The organism is Enterobacter asburiae, from assembly GCF_001521715.1.
GTDB lineage: Bacteria > Pseudomonadota > Gammaproteobacteria > Enterobacterales > Enterobacteriaceae > Enterobacter > Enterobacter asburiae.
In genome coordinates this window covers 1595699-1617937 of sequence record NZ_CP011863.1, presented here as the reverse complement: position 1 = coordinate 1617937, position 22239 = coordinate 1595699, and the positions used below count along the sequence as shown (strand labels likewise).

The window sequence follows — 22239 nt, the reverse complement described above, 5'->3', positions numbered from 1 at the left end:
TTCACTCTCTCTCCATGTTCAGCGGGAAATGACAGGCGTAAAGATGATTTTTGGCCCCCGTCAGGCGCGGCGTCTCGATACATTTACGCTGAGCATAAGGGCACCGCGGCCCCAGACGACAGCCTATCGGCAGGGATTCCAGCAGCGGGATCGCCCCCGGTAGGGTATTCAGGCGGCTTTTATGCGGCATGGCGCTGCCAAAATCAGGAATGGCGCGGATAAGCGCCTGCGTATACGGATGATGCGGGGCGTTAATCAGATCTTCACTCGGCGCGGTTTCGACCGTTTGCCCGCAGTACATGACGTCAATTTTATCCGCCCATTTGCTGAGCATTTGCAGGTCATGGCTGATCAGCAAAATGGTGGTGTTGTTATTCTGGTTGAGACGCGACAGCAGACGGAAAATTTGCGCCTGCGTGGTGGGTTCCATCGCGTTGGTGGGCTCATCCGCAATCAGCAAACGCGGCTGATTTGCCAGCGCGATGGCAATCATCACTTTCTGACATTCGCCGTCGGTCAGCTCATAGGGGAAGCTGCGCATCGCATCTTTGTGATCTTTGATCCCGACGCGGTGTAAAAGCTCGATGGCGCGGCGCTTGCGCCAGCCAACGCGTTGCCACCAGCGGCCTTTATAGGTCCAGCCGGGAATGTTCTGCATGAGCTGTTTACCCACGCGTTCGGACGGGTCGAGACAGGACTGCGGCTCCTGGAAAATCATCGAGACGTTATGCCCGACCAGCTTACGCCGCTCGCGGGGGGAGAGGCGCAGCAGATCGATATCGTCAAAACGCATACGGTCTGCCGTCACGCGCCAGTTGTCTTTCGCCACGCCGCAGATAGCTTTGGCAATCAGGCTTTTTCCGGAGCCGGATTCCCCCACCAGCCCGCGAATTTCACCCTCCGCAAGGGTGATACTGATGCGATCGACGGCTTTAACCCAGCCTTCACCGGTTTTGAATTCGATGGTGAGGTTGCGAATATCAAGAAGCGGCATTATTGCACCCCCGCGTTAATTGCACGGCGAATACCGTCGCCCAGCAGGTTGATAAGCAGCACGCTCACCATAATGGCCGCACCCGGCAGCATGACCGTCCACGGTGCCACGTAGATTAACTCCAGCGCGTCGCCGAGCATCGCACCCCATTCGGGCGACGGCAGCTGTGCACCGAGATCGAGGAAGCCGAGCGCCGCGATGTCCAGGATCGCCATCGACAGGGCGCGGGTGATCTCAGTGACCAGCCCGGCGGCGATGTTGGGCAGTACGGCAAACCACAGAATGTTGAAGGTTGTCGCGCCGTCCAGACGCGCGGCAACGACGTACTCTTTTTCCAGCTCATCATGCACCATGCTGTAAACCGAGCGCACGATGCGGGGCAGGATAGCCAGCCAGACGGCGAACATGGCATGCGACAGGTGCGGACCGGCAAAGGCAACAACAATGATTGCCAGCAGCAGGGACGGGATCGACAGCAGCGTATCCAGAATGTGGTTAAGCACCGCCGAGCGCAGGCCATGGGTGGATCCCGCAAAAATACCGAGCGCCAGCCCACAGATCGTAGCCGCGAGCGTCACCACAAATGCACCGCCCACCGTCGGGGCTGCACCGCTCAGCAGGCGGCTCAACACGTCACGTCCGAGGTCGTCCGTTCCCAGGAAGAAAGAGACTTCACCGTAGCGCGACCAGGACGGTGGCAGCAGCTGATAGCCAAGGAACTGCTGGTCGATGCCGTACGGCGCAAACCACGAGCCAAAGACGCAAAGCAACACCAGGCCGGTACAGCCGTATAGACCGATCATCGCCGTGGTATCACCATAGAATTTACGCCACACGGTGCGCAGCACACCGGGCGTGCGCTTTTCACTGTATACGCTATCGTAAGGCATACCATTCCTTATGCTTCAATGGGTTGGCCATGGCACCCAGAATATCGGACAACACGTTAACAATAATCACCAGCGAACCAATCACCATCACGCCTGCAGAAATCGCGGCGTAGTCCTGCTGGCGGATGGCGTTAATCAGCCATCGCCCCAGGCCTGGCCAGCTAAAGACCATCTCGGTGATCATGGCCAGCGTCAGCATGGTGGAAAACTGTAATCCCAGACGCGGAATAACCGGCGGCAGCGCGTTGTGCAGGACGTTGCGGCGCAGTATGGTCAGGCGGGACAACCCGCGCGTGGCGGCGGCTTTGACGTAGTTCTGGTCAAATACCTCAATGGTGCTCAGGCGCATCAGGCGGATCACTTCGGTGGTTGGCGCAACCGCCAGCGTCAGCACCGGCAATACCATATGGCGCACGGCGCTGACGATCATCTCATGGCGCCACACCGAATCGGACAGCCACGCGTCAATGATGGCAAAACCCGTCACCGTTTTAACCGTATAGAGCAGGTCAAAGCGACCCGAAACCGGCAGCCAGCCCATCGTCAGCGAGAAGAACAGCGTCAGCAGCAGCGCCAGCCAGAATACCGGGATGGAGAAGCCGAACAGGGCGAGGGCGCTGATAAACTTATCCTGCCATTTATTGCGATAGATCCCGGCCAGCATGCCCACGGGGATCCCGACCATCAGGGCAAAGCCGAAGGCCAGAATGCACAGCTCCATCGTGGCCGGGAACACCTCTTTCAGCTGCTGGGAAATCAGCTGTCCGTTAATGCTGGACACGCTGAAATCCCAGTGCAGCAGCCCGTTAAACCAGAACAGCCAGGCATCCCACAGCGACGATCCCTGGAGCGGGGCATGGGGCGTGAAATAGCTCAGGCTGAAGCCGACAAAGTTCAGGAAAAAGAGCGTCACCAGCAGCAAAAGGAGCCGACGTAAGGTAAAAATAATCATGGTTTTTTCACCTCTTGTTCTTTTTCACGCGACACGCCGGCGAACGAGGCATTGCCGAACGGACTCAGCACCAGACCTTTAATATCATAACGATAGGCCTGAAGACGCAGGGAAGAGGCCAGCGGCAGCACCGGCAGTTCCTGGGCAAGGATCTTCTGCGCTTCATCATAGGCGTCGATGCGTGAGGCCAGCTGCTGGGAAGCCAGCGCTTTTTGCAGCACGGCGTCAAACTCCCGGTTGCACCAGTGGGCATAGTTGGTCTGCGAGTTTATCGCCGCACAGCTCAGCAGCGGCCGGAAGAAACTGTCCGGATCGTTACTGTCGGTCGCCCAGCCGGTCAGGGTTAAATCATGATTCATGTCCATCAGGCGCGCCTCCTGGAAACGGCCCTCAACCGGTACGATGATCACTTTGACGCCCACCTGCGCCATATCTGCCTGCAGCAGTTCGGCGGTCTTGAGCGGGCTCGGGTTCCACGCCTGGGAGCTGGTTGGCACCCAAAGCTGCAGCGTGAGGTTTTCCGCCCCCAGCGCTTTCAGCTGTTCACGCGCTTTTGCCGGATTGTATTCCGTAATTTTAGCTTCACCGTCATAGGCCCACGAGGCGCGCGGTAAAATTGAGGCGGCGGTTTCCGCCGTGCCGTAGTAGATCGACTGCATCAAACGCTGGTTGTTAATCGCCAGCGCCAGAGCGTGACGAACGGCTGGGTTATTCAACGGCGGCTTATCGGTGTTAAAGGCCAGATAAGCGATATTCATGCCCGGGCGTAACGTCAGGCGCAGGCGCGGATCGTCGCGCAAAATGGTGAGCTGGCTGGCCGCCGGCCAGGCGAGTACGTCACATTCACCGGTGAGCAGTTTCGACAGACGTCCCGTTCCACCTGAACCGAGATCGACTACCACCTGCGGCATCAGCGGAGTGCCGCGCCAGAAATGCTCATGGCGCTGCAGGCGAATATACTGCCCGGCGCGATATTCGGCCAGCTGGAACGGACCGGTGCCAACCGGCTGACGATCGAGCAACTCCTGGCGATCTTTTTTCGTCAGGTTCGCCGCGTATTCAGCGGACATGACCGATGCATAGTGGGTCGCCAGGTGCCAGAGGAAGGAGGCATCCGGGCGCGTCAGCGTAAATTCGACCGTCCGGTTATCCAGCTTGCGCACGCTTTTGATAGTGTCGGCAAACTGCAGGCTGTCAAAATAGGGGAAGTTCCCGCCGTTAACGTTATGCCACGGGTGGTTGCGGTTAAAGATGCGCTGGAAGGTAAAGACCACGTCATCTGCGTTCAGCTTGCGCGTGGGGGTAAACCACGGCGTGCGCTGAAACGCGACGTCATCGCGCAGGTGAAAACGGTAGGTTGCGCCGTTATCCAGCACTTCCCAGCTTTCCGCCAGCTCAGGCACCAGACGGTAGGTGTAAGGATCAACATCAAGCAGACGGTCGTATAGCTGCGCGGCAAGGGTATCCACGATCAGGCCGCTGCCCGCTTTTTGCGGGTTGAAGGTGTCCACCTGGCCGCTTACGCAATAGACGAAGCCGCTGTCACGAATGTCAGGCTGCGGAGTTAGCTCGGGCGCGGCAAAGGCCAGGCTGCTAAACAGACCGAGTGCAAAAAAGGACGATAAAACCAGACGCATAATTTTTAAGGTTTTTAGGTTCGATCTGCAAAGTGTATCGCACTTACGCCTGCTTCGTAAAAATGTCTGCGGGTAAGTGCTGATATTGTCAGCGCATTTGATGCTTTTTGAGCAATGCCCTTAACTGATGGTAGGTCAGACCCAGCAGTTCAGCCGCCCGTTTCTGGTTATATTTTGCCGTCTTCAGGCTTTGCTCCAGCAGCTGTTTCTCCTGGTCGTTCTGGAAGTGGCGTAAATCAAGGGGGAGGGTAGGGAGATCGCCTGAAGACGTTGGTGCGGACAGCGGCGGCACGCTGCGCTGAAAAGGATCGATAATGATGTTGTCCAGCTCCGTCTCGCTGCTGCCGTGACGATAGACGGAACGCTCCACGACGTTTTTCAGTTCGCGGATATTTCCCGGCCAGTGGTAAGCAAGCAGCGTCTCCTGCGCATAATCGCTGAAGCCGGGAAACAGCGGCAGGCCGAGCTCGCGGCACATCTGAATCGCAAACTGGTCTGCCAGCAGCATGATGTCGCTTTTGCGCTCGCGCAGCGGAGGAAGCTGAACGACGTCAAAGGCCAGGCGGTCAAGCAGGTCGGCACGGAATTTCTCCTCCGCCACCATCTCCGGCAGGTTGGCGTTAGTGGCGCACACCAGGCGCACGTTAACCTGCAGCGGCTGGCTACCGCCGACGCGCTCCAGCTCGCCGTACTCAATCACGCGCAGCAGTTTTTCCTGTACCAGCATGGGCGCGGTGGCCAGTTCATCAAGAAACAGCGTACCGCCGTCGGCGCGCTCAAAGCGTCCGGGATGGCGCTTCTGGGCGCCGGTAAACGCGCCCGCCTCATGGCCGAAGAGCTCGGTGTCGAGCAGGTTTTCATTCAGCGCCGCGCAGTTAAGGGAAATAAAGGGGCCGTCCCAGCGCCCGGATAAATAGTGCAGACGGTTGGCTATCAGCTCTTTCCCCGTTCCACGTTCACCGATGATCAGCACCGGCTTGTTGAGCGGCGCCAGGCGAGAGACCTGTTCCAGCACTTCAAGGAAACTGTTTGCTTCGCCGAGTAAATTGTCTTTGTATCCAGGCATGATGAAATTAACCACTCCTTAGCGATATTCACCAGGTAAGAATAGTTCTTCACTGCATGAAAATCAATCAGGTTCATTAAAATCAATAAGATAAAAAGTTGGCATGATGTTTGTGTTATCTGTACAGCAGGGCATAGCCCGATAACAGAACTATGAGGATTAGATTATGGGTATTTTTTCTCGTTTTGCCGACATCGTGAACGCCAACATCAACTCGCTGCTTGAGAAAGCAGAAGATCCGCAGAAGCTGGTCCGCCTGATGATTCAGGAGATGGAAGACACGCTGGTTGAAGTGCGTTCTACCTCCGCCCGCGCGCTGGCGGAGAAAAAACAGCTTACGCGTCGCATTGAACAAGCTACCGCTCAGCTGAACGAATGGCAGGAAAAAGCGGAACTTGCGCTGCGCAAAGATAAAGAGGATTTGGCCCGCGCTGCGCTGATCGAAAAACAGAAGCTGGCCGATATGGTCGCGACGCTCGAGCATGAAGTGACGCTGGTGGACGACACGCTCACCCGTATGAAGAAAGAGATTGGTGAGCTTGAAAACAAACTGAGCGAAACCCGTGCGCGTCAGCAGGCGCTGACCCTGCGTCACCAGGCGGCAAGCTCCTCCCGCGACGTGCGTCGTCAGCTGGACAGCGGTAAGCTGGATGAAGCAATGGCGCGTTTTGAATCGTTTGAACGTCGTATCGACCACATGGAAGCGGAAGCCGAAAGCCACGGCATCGGCAAGCAGAAGTCGCTGGATCAACAGTTCGCCGATCTGAAGGCTGATGATGAAATCAGCGAGCAGCTGGCGGCACTGAAAGCCAAAATGAAGCAAGACAACCAATAATAATTCCTGCGGCACCTGAGCGTGCCGCATCATAAGACAAGGAGTACACATGAGCGCGCTTTTTCTGGCCATTCCCCTGACAATTTTCGTGCTGTTCGTTTTGCCGATTTGGCTATGGCTGCACTACAGCAACCGTTCTTCTCGGGGCGAACTCTCCCAGAGTGAACAACAGCGTCTGGTGCAGCTCTCCGACGAGGCGAACAAAATGCGCGAACGCATTCAGGCGCTGGAAGCCATCCTGGATGCTGAGCATCCAAACTGGAGGGACCGTTAATGTCTGGACTGAATCTGAACAAAAAGCTGTGGCGTATTCCCCAGCAGGGCATGGTGCGCGGCGTTTGTGCCGGGCTGGCTCACTATCTTGATGTCCCGGTCAAACTTGTCCGCGTGGTCGCGGTGCTATCGATATTCTTCGGCCTGGCGTTTATTACCCTGGTGGCATACATCGTCCTGTCGTTTGTCCTTGACCCGATGCCGGAAGGAGAACTGGCTGCGGAGGGAGCCCCGACCAGCAGCGATCTTCTCAATGCGGTTGATGAGCAGCTCGCCGCAGGTGAGAAGCGGCTACGGGAAATGGAACGCTATGTCACGTCGGATACCTTTACGCTGAGAAGTCGCTTTCGTCAGCTTTAAGAGAGAGATGAGATGAAACAACACTGGCAACAGGCCGGTCAGAAGGTAAAACCCGGCCTGAAAATCGCAGGTAAACTGGTCCTGCTGACCGCGTTACGGTTCGGCCCGGCAGGTGTGGCGGGTTGGGCAATTAAATCTGTAGCCCGCACGCCGGTCAGAATGGTGCTGGCCGTGGCGCTAGAACCGCTGTTGCAAAAGGTGGCAAAACGGCTTTCTCGCCGCTACTTATCCCAATAATTCCCGCTGGCGTTAGCCCTTTCCCTGACGGGGGAGGGACTGGCGACGGTTAACCGCATTTCGGTAATGGTGCCAACTTACTGATTTAGTGTATGATGGTGTTTTTGAGGTGCTCCAGTGGCTTCTGTTTCTATCAGCTGTCCCTCCTGTTCAGCTACTGAAGGCGTGGTGCGTAACGGTAAAAGTACTGCCGGACATCAGCGCTATCTCTGCTCTCACTGCCGTAAAACATGGCAGCTACAGTTCACTTACACCGCTTCTCAACCCGGTACGCATCAGAAAATCATTGATATGGCCATGAATGGCGTCGGATGTCGCGCCAGTGCACGCATTATGGGCGTTGGCCTCAACACGATTTTACGACACTTAAAAAACTCAGGCCGCAGTCGGTAAACTCACGCATACAACCGGGCAGTGACGTCATTGTTTGCGCGGAAATGGACGAACAGTGGGGTTACGTCGGCGCTAAATCACGCCAGCGCTGGTTGTTTTACGCGTATGACAGGATACGGAGGACGGTTGTGGCGCACGTATTCGGTGAACGCACGTTGGCCACGCTGGAGCGTCTTCTGGGCCTGCTGTCGGCCTTTGAGGTCGTGGTATGGATGACGGATGGCTGGCCGCTGTATGAATCACGCCTGAAGGGAGAACTGCACGTTATCAGCAAGCGATATACGCAGCGCATTGAGCGGCATAACCTGAATCTGAGGCAGCATCTGGCAAGGCTGGGCAGGAAGTCACTGTCGTTCTCAAAATCGGTGGAGCTGCATGACAAAGTCATCGGGCATTATCTGAACATAAAACACTATCAGTAAGTTGGAGTCATTACCCTGCGCTCGTGCTGTGCGCAGGGGTGAGCTGTGCACAAGCATCAGAAACAGCGAAACAGTGGGAATTTAATATTGGGGCGATGTATGAAATCGAAAACGTTGAGGGGCAGGGCGACGATAAAGATGGATTATATGAACCCTCCGTGTGGTTTAATGCAACCTGGGATGCGTGGACTATTTCGCTGGCGATGTATCAGGAGGGGCCGGTTGATTACAGCAGTATGACCCGTGGAACCTATTTCGACCGTCCTGAATTTGAATTACGCTATCGCTTTATCGGAACCGATGATTTTACTTTCGGTCTGACCGGTGGTTTCCGTAATTATGGCTACCACTTTAAAGATGAACACGGTGCCAAAGACGGCAGCGCCAATATGCAGCGCTATAAAGTTCAACCTGACTGGGATATTAAATTAACCGACGACTGGCGCTTTGGCGGCTGGTTTGCCATGTATCAGTTTGCCAACGATCTGGAGAAAACCGGTTATTCTGACAGCCGCGTTGAAACCGAAACGGGCTTTACCTGGACCATTAACGAAACCTTTGCGGCTAAAGTGAATTACTATTTAGAGCGCGGCTTCAATATGGACGGTTCCCGTAATAACGGCGAATTCTCCACCCAGGAAATTCGCGCCTATCTGCCTATTTCATTGGGCCAGACGACCTTAACGCCTTATACCCGACTGGGGCTCGATCGCTGGACGAACTGGGACTGGCAGGACGATCCTGAGCGTGAAGGACATGATTTCAACCGCCTGGGTATGCAGTATGCCTATGACTTCAACAACGGTTTATCCATGACGCTTGAATACGCCTATGAATGGGAAAACCATGACGAGGGTAAAAACGACCGCTTCCACTATGCGGGCGTTGGGGTAAATTACGCGTTCTGACCGAGGGCACGCCAGGGGCGTTAAGCCCCTGGTTTTAGCGCAGCGAGGCCGCCAGTAAAAAGTGGGTATCAACGAGAACTTTTTGCGGTGCAGGCTGACCCGCAATACGCCTGAAAAGAAGATCGCAGCTCTCTTCCCCCAGCTTTCGGGTCGGGATATCGAAGCCGCCGGGTGCGGGCGTTAAAATGAGAGACAGCATCGGGTCACTGTATCCGGCTATCACCACCTGCTCCGGGATCATCAGGTTCAACTCATCCGCCGCGCGATAGAGGCTAAGTAACTTCATGCTGTCGGTAGCGAATACCGCATCAGGCGGCGTGGGTGAAGACAATAATTCCAGCGCCGCCGTAAGCGCACTCTCATGGGTATAACCACCATCCCTGATCCAGTCCGGGTTAAGGGCAATACGGTGCTTTTTCAGACTGGCTTTATAGCCCGCAAGACGATCGATCGAAACATGATAATCAAGCGGGGCATGCAGACAGGCAATTTTACGGCGTCCGTTTTTAATAAAGGTTTCAGTCAGCGTGGCGCTGTCATGGAAATTATCCGTGTCGACGGAATAAATATTCTGAAACTCACCTTCGACTTTGCCGATAACCACTACCGGTACGCCATACGCATCCAGCGTGGTGAAAAAGGATTCATTTGCCGGTGAACTCAGCATTATGATCCCTTTGATCATCTTCTGTTTTATTTTACTTACACATTTCAGCAGATCGTCTTCGCTGCTTTTTGACGTTTGTAAAATAACATCAAAGCCTTCTTCTTCCGCTTTTGCCGTAATGGCATGAAGGACATCGGAGAAAAAAGGATTGCCGGCAGTGGTTTTGGTTGAACGGGTCGAAATAACCATAATGGCATCGAAGCCTGAAGAGGTCAGGGCGCGGGCCAGTTTGTTGGGCTGATAATTTAATTCGTCAATCGCCTTCAGCACTTTTTCACGCGCTTCGGGAGAAATATTCGTTTGTTTATTCAGAACGCGGGAAACGGTTGATTTCGATACGCCCGCAACCCGTGCGATATCATAGATGGTGGGTGACATACACCTTACTCACTCCGGACTGACAGCAATGTCGTTCATCTTACTGGAGAGAAAACGGCAATAGCAATAAATAAGAATTGATAATCAACGATCTGCCCCCATTTATTGTATTCTGAAGCCATGCGTTCAAGGCTTCCAGGCAACGAAGGACGGCGATGAAGCGACTTAAAAACGAAATCAATTCACTGGTGAACCGTGGCGTTGACCGTCATCTGCGTCTGGCCGTGACGGGGCTGAGCCGCAGCGGTAAGACGGCGTTTATCACCGCGATGGTAAACCAGCTCCTGAACCTGCACGCCGGCGCGCGTCTGCCGCTGCTTAGCGCGGTGCGGGAAGAACGTCTGCTGGGCGTGAAGCGTGTCCCTCAGCGTAATTTTGGTATTCCACGCTTTACCTATGACGAAGGACTGGCGCAGCTCTACGGCGATCCGCCCACGTGGCCGACGCCGACGCGAGGGGTGAGTGAAATTCGCCTCGCGCTGCGTTTTCGCTCGAATGAATCCCTGATGCGCCACTTCAAGGATACCTCCACGCTGTACCTGGAAATCGTCGATTATCCCGGTGAATGGCTGCTCGACCTGCCGATGCTGGCGCAGGATTACCTCAGCTGGTCCCGCCAGATGACGGGGTTGTTGCAGGGGCAGCGCGCCGGGTGGTCGGCCAAATGGCGACAGCTGTGCGAAGGCCTGGACCCGCTTGCACCGGCCGATGAAAACCGTCTGGCGGTCATTGCTGAAGCCTGGACGGCGTATCTGCATCAGTGCAAGCAGGAAGGGTTGCACTTCATTCAGCCGGGTCGCTTTGTCCTGCCGGGTGATTTAGCGGGCGCACCTGCGCTTCAGTTCTTCCCCTGGCCGAACGTGGATGGGGTGGGCGAGTCGAAGCTGGCGCAGGCCGACAGGCACACTAACGCCGGGATGCTGCGCGAGCGTTACAATTACTACTGTGAAAAAGTGGTCAAGGGATTCTATAAAAACCACTTTTTGCGATTTGACCGTCAGATTGTGCTGGTGGATTGTCTGCAGCCGCTAAACAGCGGGCCGCAGGCCTTCAACGATATGCGCCTTGCACTGACGCAGCTGATGCAAAGTTTTCACTACGGGCAGCGGACGCTGTTTCGCCGTCTGTTCTCTCCGGTGATCGACAAACTGCTCTTTGCGGCCACAAAGGCCGATCACGTCACGGTCGACCAGCATGCCAATATGGTTTCGCTGCTGCAGCAGCTGGTGCAGGACGCCTGGCAAAACGCCGCCTTCGAAGGGATCGGCATGGATTGCCTTGGACTTGCGTCCGTGCAGGCGACGCAAAGCGGGCTGATCGATCTTAACGGCGAGAAAATACCGGCATTACGCGGGAACCGGCTCAGCGACGGTGAACCGCTTACCGTGTATCCGGGCGAAGTGCCTGCGCGGCTGCCGGGTCCGGCCTTCTGGCAGAACCAGGGCTTCCAGTTTGAAGCCTTCCGCCCGCAGGCAATGAGCGTCGATCGGCCATTGCCACACATCCGTCTGGATGCAGCGCTGGAGTTTTTGATAGGAGATAAATTGCGATGACGGAACCGTTAAAACCGCGCATAGACTTTACCGGAACGCTTGAGCAGGATCCTCAGGAGGCGTTTAAAACCGCGCAGACGTTCAGCGGCACGCAGGCTGATAACTTTGCCCCGGCCCTGACCGAGGAGTCGGGCGTCGAGGAAGGTCCGGCAGAGGCGGTTGTGGAAGCCGCTCTGCGTCCAAAGCGCAGCCTGTGGCGCAGGATGGTCACCACCGGTCTGGCGCTGTTTGGCGTAAGCGTGGTTGGGCAGGGCGTGCAGTGGACGATGAATGCCTGGCATACTCAGGACTGGGTCGCGCTGGGCGGATGTGCCGCGGGCGCGCTGATTGTGGGGGCGGGCATCGGGTCGGTTACCACCGAGTGGCGGCGGCTCTGGCGTTTGCGCCAGCGCGCGCACGAGCGTGATGAAGCGCGGGATCTTCTCCACAGTCACGGCACCGGCAAAGGCCGCGCGTTCTGTGAAAAGCTGGCCAGCCAGGCCGGCATCGATCAGTCGCATCCGGCGCTTCAGCGCTGGTATGCCGCCATCCATGAAACCCAGAATGACCGGGAAGTGGTGACGCTCTATTCCCATATGGTTCAGCCGGTGCTGGATGCCCAGGCGCGGCGCGAGATCAGCCGCTCTGCGGCGGAATCCACCCTGATGATTGCCGTCAGCCCGCTGGCGCTGGTCGATATGGCCTTTATCGCCTGGCGCAACCTGCGCCTGATCAACCGTATCGCGAACCTTTACGGTATAGAGCTGGGTTATTACAGTCGGCTCAGATTGTTCAAACTTGTCCTGCTCAATATCGCGTTTGCCGGGGCGAGTGAACTGGTGCGCGAAGTTGGCATGGACTGGATGTCGCAGGATCTGGCGGCGCGTCTTTCTGCTCGTGCCGCCCAGGGTATCGGCGCGGGATTATTGACGGCGCGTTTGGGGATTAAAGCGATGGAGGTCTGCCGTCCGCTGCCGTGGATTGATGGCGATAAGCCCCGGCTGGGGGATTTCAGACGTGAGCTGATCGGCCAGCTGAAAGAGACGCTCAATAAAAAACCTGCTCCGTGAGGTTTTGTTCACTTATCGTGCTGGCTGTCAATATTTGTTGACAGCCATCTTCCGGATCGCCGTGTTCTGACATATCATTTTACTGTTATTGGCTTAAAACGGTGAATTTCCCATGCGTCTTGAAGTCTTCTGTGAAGACCGTCTCGGTCTGACCCGCGAATTACTCGATCTTCTTGTTTTACGTAGCATTGATTTACGTGGCATTGAGATCGATCCTGTCGGGCGAATTTACCTCAATTTTGCCGAAATTGAATTTAATACCTTCAGCAGCCTGATGGCGGAAATCCGCCGTATCGCTGGCGTTACGGATGTACGCACCATTCCCTGGATGCCTTCTGAGCGTGAGCACCTGGCGCTGAGCGCGCTGCTGGAAGCCATGCCAGAGCCGTTCCTCTCCCTGGATTTGAAAAGCAAAGTTGAGCGCGTTAACCACGCGAGCTGCCAGCTTTTCGCGCAGAGCCAGGAGAAGCTCAGCAATCATAACGCCGCGCAGCTGATCCCCGGCTTTAACTTCCAGCGCTGGCTGGACAGCAATCCGCAGAACACGCTTAGCGAGCATGTGGTGATTAACGGGCAGAATTTCCTGATGGAGATCACGCCGGTCTATCTGAAAGGGGAAGGGAATACCCGCGTATTGACCGGGGCAGTGATCATGCTGCGCTCGACGCTACGCATGGGTCGCCAGCTGCAAAATCTCTCCAGTCAGGACGTTGGCACATTCAGCCAGATTATTGCCGTCAGCCCTAAAATGCGCCATGTGGTTGATCAGGCGCGCAAGCTCGCAAGCCTGACCGCGCCGCTGCTGATTACCGGGGATACCGGCACCGGGAAAGACCTGCTGGCTCACGCGGTGCATCTGGCGAGCCCGCGTGCGGCTAAGCCTTATCTGGCACTTAACTGCGCCTCTATTCCGGAAGATGCCGTTGAAAGCGAGCTGTTTGGCCACGCGCCGGAAGGCAAGAAAGGGTTCTTCGAGCAGGCTAACGGCGGCTCCGTGCTGCTGGACGAAATCGGCGAAATGTCGCCGCGTATGCAGGCTAAGCTGCTGCGTTTCCTGAACGACGGAACCTTCCGCCGCGTCGGTGAGGATCACGAGGTGCATGTGGACGTGCGCGTCATTTGCGCCACCCAGAAAAACCTGGTTGAACTGGTGCAAAAGGGGATCTTCCGCGAAGATCTCTATTACCGCCTTAACGTCCTGACGCTGAATATTCCCCCGCTGCGCGATTGTCCGCAGGACATCATGCCGCTAACGGAGCTGTTCGTTGCCCGCTTTGCCGACGAGCAGGGGGTGCCGCGTCCGAAGCTGTCTGCCGATCTCGGCACGGTGCTCATGCGCTACGGCTGGCCGGGCAATATTCGCCAGCTCAAAAACGCCGTTTATCGTGCGCTGACCCAGCTTGAAGGCTATGAACTGCGTCCGCAGGATATTCTGTTGCCCGATTACGACGCGGGGACAGTGTCTGTCGGCGAAGAGGCGATGGAGGGTTCGCTGGACGATATCACCAGCCGTTTTGAGCGCTCGGTGCTGACGCAGCTGTACCGCAGCTATCCCAGCACCCGCAAGCTGGCAAAACGCCTTGGCGTCTCGCACACCGCGATCGCGAACAAGCTGCGCGAGTACGGTTTGAATCATAAGAAAGGCGACGAATAACAAAAAAGCCTCTGCAAAGAGGCTTTTTACTTTACGTTTATTCCTTCGCCATCGGCGTGTTAACGATTTCTGTTTTTGTCTCTCCCTGAATCGACGCAATCCTGCTTTCCACGTCTTTCACCTGCTGCGGACTATGCAGCAGGGTATAGGTCAGATCAAACTGCGCGCTGGCGCCGGGCTGCAGCTGCTTAACCCGCTTCTGCTCGCGTTCAATCGTAACGGGGTAGGCGTAGCTGGTGCCTGGCTCAATGCCCGTGACGTAGCCCTGCTTCAGCGTGTCGGTATTCTTCCACAAGGTCAGCACAGGCAGCTGGCGGGTATCAAACTGGATTGACGCGCCTTTATCTCCGGCTTTATTGACCACCGCCGCAAGCGTTTCGTGGTTATTGTCCGCGAGCGGTTTAATGTTAAAGACCATCTCATCAAAGCCTTTTGTCGGCCCGGCATAGGTTTGCCAGTCGTTAACCCCCGCTTTGGCGTAGTCATTGAATGGGCTCACGCTTGCCGCCGGCGCAAGGAAACGCGCGCCTTCTTCAAGGATCGGCGTGCCGAAGTTGCTGTGATAGATGATTTGGTAATCATGAGGGTAATCCGCATTGTTGGTCAGAACATCATGCAGGCTGAACTGGTTGGTTCCGGGAACGTAGCGCAGTTCGGTCATGGTTTGCAGATCCGATTTTTTAAACGTGCTCTCTTTGATCAAACCGCGAACGCGGATCTCATGCGGGGCGGCATCCGCGATTTCAACCTCGACCTGCGAAACGGGGGTATTACCGGCCCTGCCGTGCAGGGTGTAAATTTGCCCGTCCGCGGTGACCGGGTGCCCGGTCCACTCATAGCCACAGCGCACCATCATCTCGTTGAAACCATCCAGCCAGCCGAGACCGTTGCGGCTTTCAAGATTGATATATGCCGGATTAACGACCTCTTTAACGGGCGAATTCCACCCCAGTCGGGTGCCAAAGCCTTCTACATGCAGAAGGTTCATCCCGCGGGTCGGGCTCAGGGTAATCGTCAGGCCATCTTTGCTGCTAATAATGATGACTTTGCTGCCTTCCTGTTTACCACCGTGCAAGACTTTTTGCTCAATGCTGAACGTTTGGTCTTTAACTTTCAGCTCATCGCTGGAAATCTTCCAGTTTCCTTTCTCTACGCTGCTTTCAGCGCTTGTCAGCACCCAGGTTTTGGCCGCTGCATGGCCAGAAATCAGTACCGAAAGGAGTGTAAAAGCGAATTTAATCTTCATATATTATCCTTTTTGCTGAAACGATTATTTTCTTTCGTAAGCAAATCTAATGTTTAGACAAAAAGGGAAATGTGATGCGCTTCACTGGGGATGAAAATAGGGATTTTTAACGATTATTATGCGTTAATGATCACGCTAATGTTACATATTGTCTAAGTTATTGCATGATTAATGTGACTTGTGCGCATTTGTGCTTTAACGATTCAGCTTTGGCGCAATAAAAAACCCCGCCGCGGCGAGGTTGAGAATAAGTTGTATAGAATGCTAAGTACTTATTATGCTTTCAGCACGTCCAGCGCGGCAGTGTAGTCCGGCTCGGTGGTGATTTCGTTAACCAGTTCGCTGAAGACGACGGTGTCGTTTTCATCCAGAACCAGCACGGCACGTGCTGCCAGACCTTTCAGCGGGCCTTCCGCGATGCTGACGCCGTATTTCTCGAGGAAATCTGCGCTGCGCAGGGTGGAGAGGGTAATAACGTTGCTCAGGCCTTCTGCACCGCAGAAACGGGACTGGGCAAACGGCAGGTCAGCGGAAATGCACAGCACAACGGTGTTGTCCATTTCAGTCGCCAGCTGGTTGAATTTACGCACGGACGCGGCACAAACGCCGGTATCAATGCTTGGGAAAATGTTCAGTACTTTGCGTTTACCCGCAAACTGAGCCAGTGTGACGTCAGACAGATCTTTAGCCACCAGAGTAAAAGCCTGCGCTTTGCTGCCAGCCTGCGGAATGGAACCTGCAACAGCAACCGGGTTGCCCTGGAAATGAACGAGTTGTGACATAGATATCTTCCTGTTTACATATAGTTAACGTCGGGGCTAGTGTATGCCATCAGCGGATAACACGGCAAACCAAATTTTTCGCCTTTCCGGGCCGCAAGGAGTCAGTGATGAGAAGCGTTAAGGTCTATGAAGAAGCCTGGCCATTGCATACCCCGTTTGTGATCTCCCGCGGCAGCCGAAGTGAAGCCAGCGTGGTCGTGGTTGAAATCGAAGAAGAGGGAGTTAAAGGCGTCGGGGAATGTACGCCTTACCCGCGCTACGGAGAAAGTTCTGCGTCGGTGATGGCGCATATCATGACCCTGGTGCCTGACCTGCAAAAAGGGCTCACGCGCGAGGCGTTACAGCAGCGTTTACCCGCCGGGGCAGCGCGCAACGCCGTCGACTGCGCGCTCTGGAGCCTTGAGGCCGCTAAGCAGCAGCAATCGCTGACGTCCTTGCTGGGTGTGGCGCTGCCGGAATCCGTCGTGACGGCGCAAACGGTCGTGATTGGTGAGCCGGAGCAGATGGCCGCCAGCGCAAAAGCGCTCTTTGACGCCGGGGCCACGCTGTTAAAAGTGAAGCTCGACGATCGCCTGATCAGCGAGCGGATGGTCGCCATTCGCTCGGCGGTTCCCTCGGCCACGCTGATTGTTGACGCCAACGAGTCATGGCATCCCGAGGGGCTTGCCGCACGATGTCAGCTGCCGGCTGACCTGGGCGTGGCGATGCTGGAACAGCCTCTGCCAGCGAAGGATGATGCGGCGCTGAAGAATTTTATCCATCCGCTGCCCGTCTGTGCGGATGAAAGCTGTCATACCCGCGAGAATTTGAGCGCGCTTAAGGGCAGCTATGAGATGGTCAATATCAAGCTCGACAAGACAGGCGGGCTGACAGAAGCGCTGGCCCTGGCGGCGGAGGCGCAGGCGCAGGGCTTTTCCCTGATGCTGGGATGCATGCTCTGCACATCACGGGCGATCGGCGCGGCGCTGCCGCTGGTCAATCAGGTCCGTTTCGCCGATCTGGATGGCCCGACGTGGCTGGCGGTTGACGTTTCACCAGCGCTTAATTTTACCAGCGGCGTGCTTCATCTTTGAGGCTGCCAGCGCAGAAGCTCCATCATCGCTTTTAGGTAAATCTCGCTGGCTTCGTCGGAGGAAATCGGCGGGAATTCAGCGGTGATGCAGGGCAGGCTCAAATCGGCGCACCAGCTACCGAACGATCCGGGGGTTTCATAGCCCACGCTGGTGACGAGCGGCAGGGCGAAAGCCTGCGCCAGCCACGCGCCCAGTTCGGAGTGGCGCGGATCTTCAATGCAGGCCAGCGGATCGTGGAAAGAGACAACCCATGCGGGGTGGATCTTATGGATAAGCTGGCACAGCGCCTGCGTTTCCGGTTCGGAGCCGGGCTTGTCTCCCGTCAGCAGCACCACGTCCCGCTCCTCGGCGGAGCTGTTCCAGCGATAAACCGTTTCGCCGGCGCGCCAGTTTGCCGCCGGGAAATTACGGTTCAGGTCGATTCCCCTCGCATTCGCGCGTAAACCAAGCTGACAGCCGTCCGGATTGACGGCAAGAATCACGTGGTGACGTCGCAATGAAGGCGTCAGCGTCCGCAGCGCGCAGGAAAGCGTGACGATGGACGAGTTCTCATCTCCGTGCGTGCCGGCAATGACCAAACCGCTGTTGCGATCGGCATCGGGCGCCGGGAACCAGATCAGCGATGCGCCTAAAAATGAGCGGCCATATTGCTCAGCGCCCGGCGGAAAGGCCCCGCGCTCCGCTCGTGGTCGGGTAATTGCCATACGAAATCCTGATAAAGAATTCTCTACTGGCAGTGTTGTGCAAAACTCGCTGTTAATCAAATAGTTTCCGTAACGCTTGAGAATTGCCTCAAATCACTATTCCTGACGAAGGTATTTGCATTTCCCTGTGTCGAAACAAATAATTACGCATCTGCTTGTTACCTGAATTTATTAAAGGGGATCTTATGAAGCATCCTGTTTCGCGTCTCTGCGCTGCACTGTACCTGTGCGGACTCTCTACACTCTCGTACGCTGCTGATGTGCCCCAGGGCACGGTACTGGCGCAAAAACAGGAGCTGGTCAGGCATATTAAAGACGAGCCTGCTTCGCTCGATCCGGCAAAAGCGGTGGGATTACCCGAGATTCAGGTGATTCGCGATCTTTTCGAAGGGCTGGTGAATCAGAACGAGAAAGGGGAGCTTACCCCGGGCGTGGCGACGCGCTGGCAGAGCAACGATAACCGTATCTGGACGTTTACCCTGCGCGATAACGCGAAATGGTCTGACGGTACGCCCGTCACCGCGCAGGATTTTGTCTACAGCTGGCAGCGTCTGGTTGACCCAAAAACCACGTCTCCGTTTGCCTGGTTTGCGGCGCTGGCAGGCATCAACAACGCGCAGGCCATTATCGATGGCAAAGCAGCGCCAGATACCCTGGGCGTGACGGCGGTGGATGCCAGAACCTTACGCGTCCAGCTGGACAAACCGCTCCCGTGGTTTAGCAACCTGACGGCAAACTTCGCCTTCTATCCGGTGCAAAAAGCGAACGTTGAAAGCGGTAAAGAGTGGACGCGTCCGGGCGCCCTGGTGGGCAATGGCGCATACGTCCTGAACGACCGCGTGGTGAATGAAAAACTGGTTGTCGTGCCGAATACGCACTACTGGGACAACGCGAAAACTGTCCTGCAAAAAGTGACTTTCATTCCGATTAATCAGGAATCCTCCGCCACTAAGCGCTATCTGGCGGGAGATATTGATATCACCGAATCGTTCCCGAAAAACATGTATCAGAAGCTCCTGAAGGACATTCCGGGACAGGTGTATACGCCGCCTCAGCTCGGGACCTATTACTATGCGTTTAACACGCAAAAGGGCCCGACGGCCGATGCCCGGGTGCGTCTTGCGCTGAGCATGACTATCGATCGCCGCATTATGGCAGAAAAGGTATTAGGTACAGGCGAGAAGCCGGCCTGGCATTTCACCCCCGACGTGACGGCGGGGTTCACCCCTGAACCTTCTCCGTTCGAGCAGATGTCCCAGCAGGAGCTGAACGCTCAGGCGAAAACGTTGCTCCAGGCCGCAGGTTACGGTCCTCAGCGTCCGCTGAAGTTGACCCTTCTGTACAACACCTCGGAAAACCACCAGAAAATCGCCATTGCGGTGGCGTCTATGTGGAAGAAAAATCTCGGTGTGGACGTCAAACTGCAAAACCAGGAGTGGAAAACCTATATCGACAGCCGTAATACCGGCAATTTTGATGTGATCCGCGCGTCATGGGTAGGCGATTACAACGAGCCGTCGACCTTCCTGTCTCTGCTGACCTCAACCCACAGCGGTAATATCTCGCGTTTCAATGAACCGGCCTACGATAAAATTATCCACCAGGCAACGCTGGAAACCACGGCGAAAGCGCGTAATACGGACTACAACATGGCGGAGAAAATCCTCATGGAGAAAGCGCCTATCGCGCCAATTTACCAGTACACCAATGGTCGTCTTATTAAACCCTGGGTGAAAGGCTACCCCATCAATAACCCGGAAGACGTGGCGTATAGCCGGACGATGTTTATCGAGAAGCACTGATGTTTTATGAGACCTGGCGCATTCCCGCGCCAGGCCTGCAAAACGCGGTAGGGCTTCATTCGCTATGCGTGGCCCGATGCCGGGTCTCTGTTATTCTAATAGCGCATTAAACTTCGCCAGCCACTGCGGATGCGCGGGCCAGGCGGGAGCCGTCACCAGGTTCCCGTCCACATGGGCCTGATCGATGCCGATAGCGGCGTAGTGTCCGCCGCTGAGACGGACCTCAGGCGCGCAGGCCGGGTAGGCGCTACAGGTTCGTCCTTTCAGTATCCCCGCTGCAGCAAGCAGCTGTGGTCCGTGGCACACCGCAGCAATCGGCTTACGCGCGGCGTCAAATGCCTGTACCAGCTTTAAGACGTCCTCATTTAACCGCAGATACTCGGGGGCTCTCCCTCCGGGGATGAGCAGCGCGTCGTAGTCCTGCTCCTTTACGGCTGAAAAATCGGCGTTGAGGGTAAAGCGGTGACCGGGCTTTTCGCTGTAGGTCTGGGCGCCGTCAAAGTCATGGATTGCCGTCATGATATAGTCGCCCTTCGGTTTGTCTGGGCAGACCGCATCCACCTGATGGCCAATCATCTGCAACGCCTGAAAAGGCACCATGGTTTCGTAATCTTCGGCGTAATCGCCAACCAGCATCAGGATCTTCTTGCTCATCTTTCCTCACCTCTATCAATAAAGATGATTAAGATATAGCCTGGCGTGGCTGAATTGCCGGAAATAAAAAAGCCCGTCAGAGCACGGGCAACATAAGCAAATGAATAAGTGATTCGTTATCAACGTTGTTGGAGGATAACGCCGCGTATTTTACGCGGCTGTAAGGGAAGCAGATACCTGACATATTCGGTAGGTGAAACAAGCGATTAAACGTGCGTTACGGTGCGTCAAAGGTCGGGTAAAGGCTATTTTCAAGAAACTCGACGAGATACCAGATCTCACCGCTAAAAATAAACCAGAAGCCAAATATAATAAGGAGTAAAATAATTAAGGTGAGTATTATTTCTGTTTTTCCCATTGCGGCTTTTACCCACCTGAAGCTAATTGATTCGAGGTGGGCATTGTAGCGGGGCTTGTACGGATACTCCAGTTTCATGCCGCAAGGACTTTATTGCGTCCGTCATTTTTAGCGCGATACAGCGCATCGTCCACGCGCTTAAACAGCTCGTCAATACTCTCCCCCTGATTGTGCCGCGCCACGCCGATGCTAACGGTGAACCGCGGCAAGCCCGGAATCGTAATGCGGGCAACGGCTGCGCGGACTGACTCGGCAATCTGCATCGCGGTATCGAGAGAGGTGCGCGGCAGCAGGATAACGAACTCTTCGCCACCCCAGCGGAAGACCATATCGCCCTCCCGACTACAGGCTTCCAGCGTCCGGGAAAGGGCGATAAGCACCTCATCGCCTTTCAGATGGCCGAACAGGTCATTAATGTTTTTGAAATGGTCGGTATCCACCAGCAGCAGGCTAAATTGCTGCTGCGCAGGAAGTTTATTCAGGCTGCTTTGATCGGTAATCGCGTAGAACTGCCGCCGGTTGAGTAGCCCGGTCATGGAGTCACGTAACGCCGCATGTTCCAGCTCCTGCTCCAGCCTTTTTTGCTCGGTGATATCGTGGATGATGCACAGCATCAGCTTGTCACCGTAGATCTCAATGGGCCCGGCATACGTCTGAACGTGGCGGGTGGATCCATCGGCAAGGCGGTGAACAAAATTGAGCGGCTTATGACCACCGGGCAGCGCGGCAATCGCAGTCATTATGGGCATCACATCTCGCCCCAGCGTATTGATTTCCCAGGTATGCTTACTGCACATGTCATCATGTGAATAACCATAAAAATTGAGCGCGGCCAGATTCGCATCGACGATTTGACCGTCGCGGGCCGGATCGATTAACAGCATCGGGGCACTGTTGGTCAGAAAAAAGCGCGCATAAAAACCCTGTTTTTTCCGCCGGTAGTTAGCGGAACGGCTGGCCTTCAATCCTGAGAGTATTTGTTGGGAGATGCCCTCGAAAACAATCACATCTCCCCAGGGCGCGTAGTGGGCAAGCGAGAGGCGACAGCTTAACGGCGTATCCTGTCCATCCCGGTTCGTTGTCCAGATTTCGACGATCTCCTGCTCTGTTTTCAGTTCAGATACATACATCGACAGGACGGTTTGCGCACTGGCTGAATAGATCCCTTTGCGCAGGTCATCGAGCGTTTTATCCCCCATGATCTGCGTTGCGGACACATTCGCAAAAATGATCTTTTCCGACACGGGTGAAACGAGCCACACGGGTGTTTTAATTACATTTAACGCATCAAAACAAGGTTGCGACATAGGCGTTTCCTGTTCATCGACAACATGTGCCTGACAATCATGACA

23 protein-coding genes are annotated in these 22239 nt (G+C 55.5%); 11 read left to right on the top strand and 12 right to left on the bottom strand.

Annotation, left to right across the window (positions count from 1 at the left end):
• Position 1: 1 nt before the first annotated feature.
• The 5 genes from sapD to pspF all read right to left on the bottom strand — a co-directional run bounded on the left by sapD (position 2) and on the right by pspF (position 5539).
• Positions 2 to 994: a putrescine export ABC transporter ATP-binding protein SapD gene (sapD, locus tag ACJ69_RS07970; protein ID WP_023335931.1), complete on the bottom strand. Its 993-nt coding sequence runs from the start codon at positions 992 to 994 to the stop codon at positions 2 to 4.
• Positions 994 to 1884 (bottom strand): putrescine export ABC transporter permease SapC, encoded by an 891-nt coding sequence (gene sapC, locus ACJ69_RS07965; RefSeq protein WP_054829757.1) that lies wholly within the window; start codon positions 1882 to 1884, stop codon positions 994 to 996. Before sapC ends, sapD begins: the two co-directional genes overlap by 1 nt.
• Positions 1871 to 2836, bottom strand: a complete 966-nt coding sequence (sapB, locus tag ACJ69_RS07960) for a putrescine export ABC transporter permease SapB (protein WP_059346858.1) — start codon at positions 2834 to 2836, stop codon at positions 1871 to 1873. The genes sapC and sapB overlap by 14 nt, the downstream gene beginning before the upstream one ends.
• Positions 2833 to 4473, bottom strand: a complete 1641-nt coding sequence (gene sapA, locus ACJ69_RS07955; RefSeq protein WP_029740510.1) for an ABC transporter substrate-binding protein SapA — start codon at positions 4471 to 4473, stop codon at positions 2833 to 2835. Before sapA ends, sapB begins: the two co-directional genes overlap by 4 nt.
• An 88-nt stretch (positions 4474 to 4561) precedes the next feature.
• Positions 4562 to 5539 carry a phage shock protein operon transcriptional activator gene (gene pspF, locus ACJ69_RS07950; RefSeq protein ID WP_054829758.1) on the bottom strand — a complete coding sequence of 326 codons (978 nt, stop codon included), beginning with the start codon at positions 5537 to 5539 and terminating at the stop codon, positions 4562 to 4564.
• 166 nt (positions 5540 to 5705) lie between these two features.
• Here pspF and pspA point away from each other — a divergent pair, with 166 nt between their 5' ends.
• From pspA to ACJ69_RS07920, 6 genes are all read left to right on the top strand, one after another.
• On the top strand, positions 5706 to 6374 hold the full coding sequence (gene pspA, locus ACJ69_RS07945) for a phage shock protein PspA (protein WP_029740507.1): 669 nt from the start codon (positions 5706 to 5708) through the stop codon (positions 6372 to 6374).
• 49 nt (positions 6375 to 6423) lie between these two features.
• Positions 6424 to 6648, top strand: a complete 225-nt coding sequence (gene pspB / locus ACJ69_RS07940; RefSeq protein WP_023312045.1) for an envelope stress response membrane protein PspB — start codon at positions 6424 to 6426, stop codon at positions 6646 to 6648.
• On the top strand, positions 6648 to 7007 hold the full coding sequence (gene pspC, locus ACJ69_RS07935; RefSeq protein ID WP_023312044.1) for an envelope stress response membrane protein PspC: 360 nt from the start codon (positions 6648 to 6650) through the stop codon (positions 7005 to 7007). Before pspB ends, pspC begins: the two co-directional genes overlap by 1 nt.
• Before the next feature lie 12 nt (positions 7008 to 7019).
• Positions 7020 to 7244, top strand: coding sequence for a phage shock protein PspD (pspD, locus tag ACJ69_RS07930; protein WP_054829759.1), 225 nt, complete (start codon positions 7020 to 7022; stop codon positions 7242 to 7244).
• 117 nt (positions 7245 to 7361) lie between these two features.
• Positions 7362 to 8059, top strand: a protein-coding gene (locus ACJ69_RS07925) for an IS1 family transposase (protein ID WP_223274117.1) whose coding sequence is annotated in 2 segments (ribosomal slippage) — positions 7362 to 7611 and positions 7611 to 8059 — 699 coding nt in all. Because the reading frame shifts where the segments join, the coding sequence is not laid out codon by codon here.
• 23 nt (positions 8060 to 8082) lie between these two features.
• Entirely contained in the window at positions 8083 to 8967 is an 885-nt protein-coding gene (locus ACJ69_RS07920; protein WP_059346857.1) for an OmpG family monomeric porin, read from the top strand.
• A 34-nt stretch (positions 8968 to 9001) separates the two neighbouring features.
• Here ACJ69_RS07920 and ACJ69_RS07915 read toward each other — a convergent pair whose 3' ends face one another.
• Positions 9002 to 10012: a LacI family DNA-binding transcriptional regulator gene (locus tag ACJ69_RS07915; protein ID WP_059346856.1), complete on the bottom strand. Its 1011-nt coding sequence runs from the start codon at positions 10010 to 10012 to the stop codon at positions 9002 to 9004.
• Positions 10013 to 10167: 155 nt separating this feature from the next.
• Between ACJ69_RS07915 and ACJ69_RS07910 the strand changes: the two genes are divergently transcribed.
• From ACJ69_RS07910 to tyrR, 3 genes are all read left to right on the top strand, one after another.
• Positions 10168 to 11565: a YcjX family GTP-binding protein gene (locus ACJ69_RS07910; protein WP_059346855.1), complete on the top strand. Its 1398-nt coding sequence runs from the start codon at positions 10168 to 10170 to the stop codon at positions 11563 to 11565.
• Positions 11562 to 12614: a YcjF family protein gene (locus tag ACJ69_RS07905; RefSeq protein WP_059346854.1), complete on the top strand. Its 1053-nt coding sequence runs from the start codon at positions 11562 to 11564 to the stop codon at positions 12612 to 12614. Before ACJ69_RS07910 ends, ACJ69_RS07905 begins: the two co-directional genes overlap by 4 nt.
• Positions 12615 to 12726: 112 nt before the next feature.
• Positions 12727 to 14268 carry a transcriptional regulator TyrR gene (tyrR, locus tag ACJ69_RS07900; protein ID WP_059346853.1) on the top strand — a complete coding sequence of 514 codons (1542 nt, stop codon included), beginning with the start codon at positions 12727 to 12729 and terminating at the stop codon, positions 14266 to 14268.
• Between the two features lie 37 nt (positions 14269 to 14305).
• On the opposite strand, the gene ACJ69_RS07895 is transcribed toward tyrR, so the two are convergent.
• Together ACJ69_RS07895 and tpx are read right to left on the bottom strand one after the other, a co-directional pair.
• Positions 14306 to 15514, bottom strand: coding sequence for an aldose 1-epimerase family protein (locus tag ACJ69_RS07895; protein WP_059346852.1), 1209 nt, complete (start codon positions 15512 to 15514; stop codon positions 14306 to 14308).
• A gap of 275 nt (positions 15515 to 15789) precedes the next feature.
• Positions 15790 to 16296, bottom strand: a complete 507-nt coding sequence (gene tpx / locus ACJ69_RS07890) for a thiol peroxidase (protein WP_023335907.1) — start codon at positions 16294 to 16296, stop codon at positions 15790 to 15792.
• A 107-nt stretch (positions 16297 to 16403) separates the two neighbouring features.
• On the opposite strand from tpx, the gene ycjG reads away from it, so the two are divergent.
• Positions 16404 to 17369, top strand: a complete 966-nt coding sequence (gene ycjG / locus ACJ69_RS07885; RefSeq protein ID WP_059346851.1) for an L-Ala-D/L-Glu epimerase — start codon at positions 16404 to 16406, stop codon at positions 17367 to 17369.
• Here the strand turns inward: ycjG and mpaA are convergent.
• Positions 17360 to 18073 carry a murein tripeptide amidase MpaA gene (gene mpaA, locus ACJ69_RS07880; protein WP_047647589.1) on the bottom strand — a complete coding sequence of 238 codons (714 nt, stop codon included), beginning with the start codon at positions 18071 to 18073 and terminating at the stop codon, positions 17360 to 17362. The two genes, ycjG and mpaA, sit on opposite strands and share 10 nt — an antisense overlap.
• Before the next feature lie 185 nt (positions 18074 to 18258).
• Between mpaA and ACJ69_RS07875 the strand changes: the two genes are divergently transcribed.
• Entirely contained in the window at positions 18259 to 19875 is a 1617-nt protein-coding gene (locus tag ACJ69_RS07875) for a peptide ABC transporter substrate-binding protein (RefSeq protein ID WP_048976577.1), read from the top strand.
• A 90-nt stretch (positions 19876 to 19965) separates the two neighbouring features.
• Here ACJ69_RS07875 and ACJ69_RS07870 read toward each other — a convergent pair whose 3' ends face one another.
• The 3 genes from ACJ69_RS07870 to ACJ69_RS07860 all read right to left on the bottom strand — a co-directional run bounded on the left by ACJ69_RS07870 (position 19966) and on the right by ACJ69_RS07860 (position 22194).
• Entirely contained in the window at positions 19966 to 20529 is a 564-nt protein-coding gene (locus ACJ69_RS07870) for a DJ-1/PfpI family protein (RefSeq protein ID WP_033145709.1), read from the bottom strand.
• Positions 20530 to 20746: 217 nt separating this feature from the next.
• Positions 20747 to 20887: an Ecr family regulatory small membrane protein gene (locus ACJ69_RS25185; protein WP_021240268.1), complete on the bottom strand. Its 141-nt coding sequence runs from the start codon at positions 20885 to 20887 to the stop codon at positions 20747 to 20749.
• A 74-nt stretch (positions 20888 to 20961) separates the two neighbouring features.
• A complete protein-coding gene (locus ACJ69_RS07860; protein WP_059346850.1) occupies positions 20962 to 22194 on the bottom strand; it encodes a sensor domain-containing diguanylate cyclase in 1233 nt (410 codons plus the stop codon).
• Positions 22195 to 22239: the final 45 nt, after the last annotated feature.

Coding starts and splice junctions, on each gene's coding strand:
- sapD (WP_023335931.1), bottom strand. CDS start 994: ATGCCGCTTCTTGATATTCGCAACCTCACCATCGAATTCAAAACCGGT.
- sapC (WP_054829757.1), bottom strand. CDS start 1,884: ATGCCTTACGATAGCGTATACAGTGAAAAGCGCACGCCCGGTGTGCTG.
- sapB (WP_059346858.1), bottom strand. CDS start 2,836: ATGATTATTTTTACCTTACGTCGGCTCCTTTTGCTGCTGGTGACGCTC.
- sapA (WP_029740510.1), bottom strand. CDS start 4,473: ATGCGTCTGGTTTTATCGTCCTTTTTTGCACTCGGTCTGTTTAGCAGC.
- pspF (WP_054829758.1), bottom strand. CDS start 5,539: ATGCCTGGATACAAAGACAATTTACTCGGCGAAGCAAACAGTTTCCTT.
- pspA (WP_029740507.1), top strand. CDS start 5,706: ATGGGTATTTTTTCTCGTTTTGCCGACATCGTGAACGCCAACATCAAC.
- pspB (WP_023312045.1), top strand. CDS start 6,424: ATGAGCGCGCTTTTTCTGGCCATTCCCCTGACAATTTTCGTGCTGTTC.
- pspC (WP_023312044.1), top strand. CDS start 6,648: ATGTCTGGACTGAATCTGAACAAAAAGCTGTGGCGTATTCCCCAGCAG.
- pspD (WP_054829759.1), top strand. CDS start 7,020: ATGAAACAACACTGGCAACAGGCCGGTCAGAAGGTAAAACCCGGCCTG.
- ACJ69_RS07915 (WP_059346856.1), bottom strand. CDS start 10,012: ATGTCACCCACCATCTATGATATCGCACGGGTTGCGGGCGTATCGAAA.
- ACJ69_RS07910 (WP_059346855.1), top strand. CDS start 10,168: ATGAAGCGACTTAAAAACGAAATCAATTCACTGGTGAACCGTGGCGTT.
- ACJ69_RS07905 (WP_059346854.1), top strand. CDS start 11,562: ATGACGGAACCGTTAAAACCGCGCATAGACTTTACCGGAACGCTTGAG.
- tyrR (WP_059346853.1), top strand. CDS start 12,727: ATGCGTCTTGAAGTCTTCTGTGAAGACCGTCTCGGTCTGACCCGCGAA.
- ACJ69_RS07895 (WP_059346852.1), bottom strand. CDS start 15,514: ATGAAGATTAAATTCGCTTTTACACTCCTTTCGGTACTGATTTCTGGC.
- tpx (WP_023335907.1), bottom strand. CDS start 16,296: ATGTCACAACTCGTTCATTTCCAGGGCAACCCGGTTGCTGTTGCAGGT.
- ycjG (WP_059346851.1), top strand. CDS start 16,404: ATGAGAAGCGTTAAGGTCTATGAAGAAGCCTGGCCATTGCATACCCCG.
- mpaA (WP_047647589.1), bottom strand. CDS start 18,073: ATGGCAATTACCCGACCACGAGCGGAGCGCGGGGCCTTTCCGCCGGGC.
- ACJ69_RS07875 (WP_048976577.1), top strand. CDS start 18,259: ATGAAGCATCCTGTTTCGCGTCTCTGCGCTGCACTGTACCTGTGCGGA.
- ACJ69_RS07870 (WP_033145709.1), bottom strand. CDS start 20,529: ATGAGCAAGAAGATCCTGATGCTGGTTGGCGATTACGCCGAAGATTAC.
- ACJ69_RS25185 (WP_021240268.1), bottom strand. CDS start 20,887: ATGGGAAAAACAGAAATAATACTCACCTTAATTATTTTACTCCTTATT.
- ACJ69_RS07860 (WP_059346850.1), bottom strand. CDS start 22,194: ATGTCGCAACCTTGTTTTGATGCGTTAAATGTAATTAAAACACCCGTG.